This window comes from Martelella mangrovi (genome assembly GCF_040545495.1).
GTDB lineage: Bacteria > Pseudomonadota > Alphaproteobacteria > Rhizobiales > Rhizobiaceae > Martelella > Martelella mangrovi.
The window spans coordinates 66,288-73,239 of record NZ_JBEPLY010000018.1; the positions used below are offsets into that span (position 1 = coordinate 66,288).

5 protein-coding genes are annotated in these 6,952 nt (G+C 61.0%); all 5 read left to right on the top strand.

Annotated elements, in window-relative coordinates:
* Positions 1-8: 8 nt before the first annotated feature.
* The 5 genes from ABID12_RS19530 (at position 9) to ABID12_RS19550 (ending at position 6,700) form a co-directional block, all read left to right on the top strand.
* Positions 9-1,319 (top strand): TRAP transporter large permease, encoded by a 1,311-nt coding sequence (locus ABID12_RS19530; RefSeq protein WP_354435746.1) that lies wholly within the window; start codon positions 9-11, stop codon positions 1,317-1,319.
* Positions 1,320-1,433: 114 nt separating this feature from the next.
* Positions 1,434-2,480: a TRAP transporter substrate-binding protein gene (locus ABID12_RS19535; RefSeq protein WP_354435740.1), complete on the top strand. Its 1,047-nt coding sequence runs from the start codon at positions 1,434-1,436 to the stop codon at positions 2,478-2,480.
* 243 nt (positions 2,481-2,723) lie between these two features.
* Positions 2,724-4,097, top strand: coding sequence for a glutamine synthetase family protein (locus ABID12_RS19540; RefSeq protein ID WP_354435741.1), 1,374 nt, complete (start codon positions 2,724-2,726; stop codon positions 4,095-4,097).
* A 75-nt stretch (positions 4,098-4,172) separates the two neighbouring features.
* On the top strand, positions 4,173-5,558 hold the full coding sequence (locus tag ABID12_RS19545; protein ID WP_354435742.1) for an aldehyde dehydrogenase family protein: 1,386 nt from the start codon (positions 4,173-4,175) through the stop codon (positions 5,556-5,558).
* Complete coding sequence (locus ABID12_RS19550; protein WP_354435743.1) at positions 5,555-6,700, top strand: iron-containing alcohol dehydrogenase; 1,146 nt, start codon at positions 5,555-5,557, stop codon at positions 6,698-6,700. The genes ABID12_RS19545 and ABID12_RS19550 overlap by 4 nt, the downstream gene beginning before the upstream one ends.
* Positions 6,701-6,952 lie beyond the last annotated feature (252 nt).

The following is a 6,952-nucleotide window of genomic DNA, read 5'->3' on the forward strand; positions in this document are numbered from 1 at the left end:
CCTATGAAATGATCGCGCTTTTGCTGTTCTTCTCGATGATGCTGACCATGCTCACCGGCCAGCGCGTGTTCGCTGCCATCGGGTTTGTCGGCGTTGTTGCGGCGGCTTTCCTGTGGGGCACGGGCGGCTACGAAATCGGCTTTTCCGCCGGCATGAAGCTGATGAAGTGGTATCCGATGCTGACGCTGCCGCTGTTCATCTTCATGGGCTACATGCTGTCGGAATCCGGCATCGCCGAAGACCTCTACAAGGCGTTTCACGTGTGGATGGGCGGTCTGCCGGGCGGGCTTGCCGTCGGCACGATTGCGCTGATGGTGGTGATTTCGGCCATGAACGGACTTTCTGTGGCGGGCATGGCCATCGGCGCGACCATCGCGCTGCCGGAACTTCTCAGGCGCGGTTATGACAAGATCATGGTGTCCGGCGTCATTCAGGCGGGCTCGTCGCTCGGTATTCTGGTGCCGCCGAGCGTGGTGCTGGTGCTTTACGGCATGATCGCCCGTCAGCCCGTCGGCAAGCTCTGGGTCGCAGGCGCACTGCCCGGCCTGCTGCTGGCAGCCATGTTCATCATCTACATCATCATCCGCTGCCGCATGAACCCCGCGCTCGGCCCGTCGCTACCGAAAGAAGAGCGCGACATGCCGCTGGGCGAGAAGCTGAAGCTTCTGCGCGCCGGCATCATCCCCTTCCTGATTTTCTTCCTGATGATGGGCCTGTTCCTGATGGGCGTCACCAGCCTGACGGAAAGCGCCGCCATCGGCGCACTCTCGGCGCTGGTTGCAGCCCTCGTCAAGAAGCGGCTGACGTGGAAGCTTTTGAACCGCACCATGGAGCAGACGCTCGGCATTTCCTGCATGTTCATGTGGATCATTCTGGCCGCTCTCTGCTTCGGCGCGGTGTTTGACGGGCTTGGCGCCGTCCGCGCGCTGGAACATCTGCTGCTGGAGCGCTGGGACCTCGGCCCCTGGGAAATCCTGATCATGATGCAGATTTCCTACATCATCATGGGTACGTTTCTGGATGACACGGCGATGCTGGTGATCGTCGCGCCGCTTTACGTGCCGCTGGTCGGCCATCTCGGGTTCGATCTGGTCTGGTATGGCGTGCTCTACACCATCACCTGCCAGATCGCCTATATGACGCCGCCATTTGGCTACAACCTGTTCCTGATGCGGGCCATGGCCCCGCGGGAGATTTCGCTGACCGATATTTACCGCTCCGTCTGGCCGTTCGTGATGATCATGATCACCGGCCTGGCGATCGTCACGGCATTTCCGCAGATTGCCCTGTGGTTGCCGAACCTCGTCTATGCGCGCTGAGGGGAGTGGCTGAAGCGCGTTGGTGTGCGTCCGTTCGATCGGGCGTTTGTTAAGGAAGGCCCGGCAGAAGGCCGGGTCTCAACGACCTGAGAAGCAAAACAGAGGGAAGCAGCAATGACCAACAGACGCAGTTTTTTGAAGAATGCGGGCCTTGCGACCGCAGCCGGCGCCACGGCGCTTGCCGCCCCCGCCGTCACCCGCGCCCAGAGCAAGATCACCTGGCGCCTGCAGACCTATGCCGGAGCGGCGCTGGCCGAACACGTCATCAAACCGTCGATCGAGGCTTTCAACACGGCGGCCAATGGCGAGATGGAAATCCAGCTGTTCACCGCCGACCAGCTGGTGCCGACCGGCGAACTGTTCCGCGCCATGCAGCGCGGCACCATCGATGCCGTCCAGTCCGATGACGACTCGATGAACTCGCCGCTCGATATCAAGGTGTTCGGCGGCTATTTCCCCTTCGCCTCGAAATTCAGCCTCGATGTGCCGACGCTGTTTTACGAATACGGCCTCGCCGAGATCTGGGAAAAGGCCTATGCGGAAGTCGGCGTGCAGTGGATTTCTGCCGGCGCCTGGGACCCGTGCAACTTCGCCACCGTCAATCCGGTGACGAGCCTGTCCGACCTCGAGGGCCTGCGCATCTTCACCTTTCCGACAGCCGGCAAGTTCCTGTCGCAGTTCGGCGTCGTGCCGGTCACGCTGCCGTGGGAAGACGTGCAGGTGGCGATGCAGACCGGCGAACTTGACGGCCTGGCCTGGTCGGGCATTACCGAGGATTACACCGTCGGCTGGGCCGATGTGACCAATTACTTCCTCACCAACAATATTTCCGGCGGCTGGTGCGGTTCGTTCTTCGTGAACTCCGACAAATGGGCCGAAGTGCCGGAGCATCTGAAGGTGCTGTTCCGCATGTGCACGGATTCCTCGCATCTCCACCGCCTGCATTGGTATTGGGGCGGCGAGGCGCGGCTGCGCGCCCATGGCGAAAAGCTGGAACTGACCACCATTCCCGATGCTGAATGGAAAACGGTCGAAGACGCCGCCGATACGTTCTGGGACGAGATTGCCGCCGAGACCGAGCGTACGGCCGAAGTGGTCAAGATCCTGAAACAGTATCAGGCCGACATGAAGGCAGCCGGCCCGCCCTACCGCGCCGGCTGATTAACGTCGCTGCCGGGAGGGGGCCGGTCACCCGTGCCTCTCTTTCGCGTCACTCTCGGGCTTGCCCCGAGAGTCCAGGCAAGGTTCTCCGTGTCGCCTGGATGCTCGGGTCAAGCCCGAGCATGACACCCAAAAGGGGCAGGGCCATGAACAACGTCCTCGCCACAGGAGGCGAGGCCATTGACACTGACCGTCCGGAGCGTTCCTGTTCCGGACGCATGCATGAACCACAAGGTGAGCCTGATGAGCGCAAGCTACACATTCGACGAACTGAAACGGGACGTGGCCGAAGGCCGGATCGATACGGTGCTTGCCTGTCAGGTGGATATGCAGGGCCGGCTGATGGGCAAGCGTTTCCACGCCGAATATTTCGTTGAAAGCGGTTTTCGCGAAACCCATTGCTGCAATTATGTGCAGGCCACCGACATGGAGATGCACACCGTCGAAGGCTATGAATCAACAAGCTGGGCCGCCGGCTATGGCGATTATACGATGAAGCCCGATCTTGGCACGCTGAGGCGCATTCCCTGGCTGGAAGGCACGGCACTCGTGCTGTGCGATGTCGAAGACCATGCCACGCATGGCGAGGTTGCGCATTCGCCACGCGCGCTGCTGAAAAAGCAGGTTGCCCGCCTTGAGGCGCTCGGCTTTCGCGCGATGATGGCGACCGAGCTTGAGTTCTTTCTCTTCAACCAGTCGTTCGAAAGCGCCGAGGAAGCCGGTTATCGCGGGCTGAAGCGGTCGAGCGCCTATAACGAGGATTACCACATCTTCCAGACCACCAAGGAAGAGGATGTGATGCGGGCGATCCGCAACGGCCTGCAGGGCGCGGGCATCCCGATCGAAAATTCCAAGGGCGAGGCGGATGCCGGGCAGGAGGAGCTGAACGTCCGCTATGCCGACGCGCTGACCATGGCCGACCGCCACGCCATCATCAAGAATGCCTGCAAGGAAATCGCCTGGCAGAAGGGCAAGGCCGTGACCTTCATGGCCAAGTGGAATTACGATGCCGCCGGCAATTCCTCCCATGTGCATCAGTCATTGTGGAGCGCTGACGGCACGACCCCGCTGTTCTTCGATCCCGATGGGCCCTATGGCATGTCGAAGCTGATGGAGCACTATGTGGCGGGCCTGCTCGCCCATTCCTCCGAAATCACCTATTTTCTCGCTCCCTATATCAATTCCTACAAACGCTTCATGGCCGGCACCTTCGCGCCGACCAAGGCGATCTGGTCGCGCGACAACCGCACGGCGGGCTTCCGGCTCTGCGGGGAAAAGACCAAGGGCATCCGCATCGAATGCCGCATCGGCGGGGCCGATCTCAATCCCTATCTGGCCTTCGCCGCCCAGCTTGCCGCGGGCCTCGATGGCATCGAAAAACAGATGACGCTGGAAGAACCCTATGTCGGCGACGCCTATGGCGCGGGCGGCGATATCCGCGAAATCCCGAAGACGCTGCGCGCCGCCGCCGCCGCCATGAACGGTTCGGAGCTGCTGCGAACGGCTTTCGGTGACGGTGTCATCGACCACTATTGCCGCGCCGCCGAATGGGAACAGGAAGAATACGACCGCCGCGTCACCGACTGGGAGATTGCGCGTGGATTTGAAAGGGCTTGAAGGGGTGATGCCGTATCGGTGCAAGAAAACGGCATTACCTCTTGATATAAAAGTGAAAATGACAGGATGGTGATCATGACGATGATCCAATGTATTTCGCCGATCGATGGATCGGTCTATGCCGAGCGGGAGGCGGTTTCCGCTGCCGCCGCAAGCGCTGCCGTCACAAGGGCGCGTGCGGCCCAGAAGGATTGGGCGAAGCGGCCGCTGGAAGAGCGGGTCTCGCTGGTGCAGGCGGGTATCAGGGCGCTCAATGCCATGAGCGACGAAGTGGTTGAGGAGCTTGCCTGGATGATGGGCCGGCCGGTGCGTTATGGCGGCGAATTCGGCGGCGTCAACGAGCGCGCCGATTATATGGCCAGTATTGCGGCGGAGGGGCTGGCGCCGATCGCGCTGGAAGACAGCGGCAGTTTCCGTCGCTACATCGTGCGCGAACCGCATGGCGTCGTCTTCGTCATCGCGCCATGGAACTATCCGTATATGACGGCGATCAATACCATCGTTCCGGCACTGATTGCCGGAAATGCCGTGATCATCAAGCACGCCAGCCAGACGCTGCTGGTCGGCGAGCGCATCGTTACGGCGTTCGTGTCGGCGGGGATCCCGGAATATTTGTTCCAGAATCTGTTTCTCGATCATGCGACAACGTCTGAACTGATTGCGGCAAAAAGCTTTGATTTCATAAACTTCACCGGATCGGTTGAAGGCGGACGTCAGATGGAGCGCGCAGCCGCCGGGACATTCACGCCTTTGGGGCTGGAGCTTGGCGGCAAGGACCCGGGCTATGTCATGGAGGATGCCGATCTCGATGCGGCTGTTGCAACGCTGATGGACGGCGCCATGTACAATGCCGGCCAGTGCTGCTGCGGCATCGAGCGGATCTATGTGACGGCAAGCCTCTATGATGCCTTTGTCGAAAAGGCGGCTGCCTTTGCTTCCGCCTACACACTTGGCAATCCGCTGGATGAGGCGACGACGCTGGGCCCGATGGCAAACCGGCGCTTTGCCGCGGTCGTGCGCAAGCAGGTCGAAGAGGCGGTCGCCGCCGGCGCAACGCCGCTGGTCGATCCGAAACTGTTTCCCGAGGATGACGGCGGCACTTACCTTGCCCCGCAGGTTCTGGTGAATGTCGATCACAGCATGAGCGTGATGCGCGAGGAAAGTTTCGGCCCGGTCGTCGGCATCATGAAGGTTTCCTCCGACGAGGAGGCGCTTTCGCTGATGAATGACAGTCCGTACGGCCTGACCGCATCGTTGTGGACCGCCGATCCCGAGCGTGCGGCGGCACTCGGCGCCCGCATCGAAACCGGAACCGTGTTCATGAACCGCGCCGACTATCTGGACCCGGCGCTGTGCTGGACGGGCTGCAAGAACACTGGCCGTGGCGGTTCGCTCTCCATTATCGGCTACCACAACCTGACCCGTCCGAAGTCGTACCATCTGAAGAAAGTCACACAATGAGCTTCACAGCCAACTGGAGTTATCCGACCACGATCAAGTTCGGCGCGGGCCGCATCGCCGAACTCACTGACGCCTGCAAGAGCCTCGGCATGACAAATCCGCTGCTGGTGACAGACAAGGGGCTGGCCAGCCTGCCGATCACGCAAAATGCGCTCGATATCCTTTCCGGCAGCGGACTGGATTGCGCGCTGTTTTCAGACGTCGATCCGAACCCCAACGAGAAGAACCTTGCCGCCGGTATCGCCGCCTACAAGGCGGGCGGGCATGACGGCGTGATCGCCTTTGGCGGCGGGTCCGGGCTCGATCTCGGCAAGCTGGTGGCGATGATGGCCGGTCAGAGCCTGCCGGTCTGGGATTTTGAGGATATCGGCGACTGGTGGACCCGGGCCGATGCCGATGCGATTGCGCCGATCGTGGCGGTGCCGACGACTGCCGGCACGGGCTCGGAAGTCGGCCGGGCAGGTGTGCTCACCAATTCCGAAACCCATGTGAAGAAGATCATCTTCCACCCGAAGCTTCTGCCGGGCGTGGTGATCTGCGATCCGGAACTGACCGTTGGCATGCCGAAAATCATCACCGCCGGTACGGGGCTCGATGCTCTGGCCCATTGCCTGGAGGCCTATTGCTCGCCGCATTACCACCCGATGTCGCACGGCATCGCGCTGGAGGGCATGCGACTGGTGAAGGACAACCTGCCGCGCGCCTACAATGACCCGGAAGATCTGGAAGCCCGTGCCGAAATGATGAGTGCTGCGGCGATGGGCGCCGTTGCCTTTCAGAAGGGGCTCGGCGCCATTCATGCGATCTCCCATCCGCTTGGCGCGGTCTACAACACCCACCACGGCATGACCAACGCCGTGGTCATGCCGCCGGTGCTGCGCTTCAATCGCGAGAAGATTGAAGGAAAGTTGAAACTGGCATCCGATTATCTCGGTATTTCCGGTGGTTATGACGGCTTTTTTAATTTCATTCTCGAGTTCAGGTCAGCACTCGGCGTGCCGGAAAACCTGACGGCGATGGGCATTGCACCGGACCGCATCGCCGAACTTGCGGCGATGGCGCTTGAGGACCCGAGCACGGGCGGCAATCCCGTCGAGATGACGCTCGAAAATACCAGAGCGCTTCTGGCTGACTGCTTTTAGGGCGGTTTCGTCTGGTCTTTGAAAGGGGCTGCGACCGTGGAACCTTCAGCTGTCGATAGGGTCACGGTTCGCCATCCTTCTTTATGCTCGGGCTTGTGTGGACGAGATGTGGTTTACTTGATCTCACTGGCCGGGATGCGCATCCCGGCCAGTGCAAGCAGGTGGCCGTTTTCTCGGACTGGTTAGAATAGCCGCGATCAAGCAAGGCCCTGCCTGCTCCCTTTGACCCCGTACGGTTGCTCGGGCTTTCGC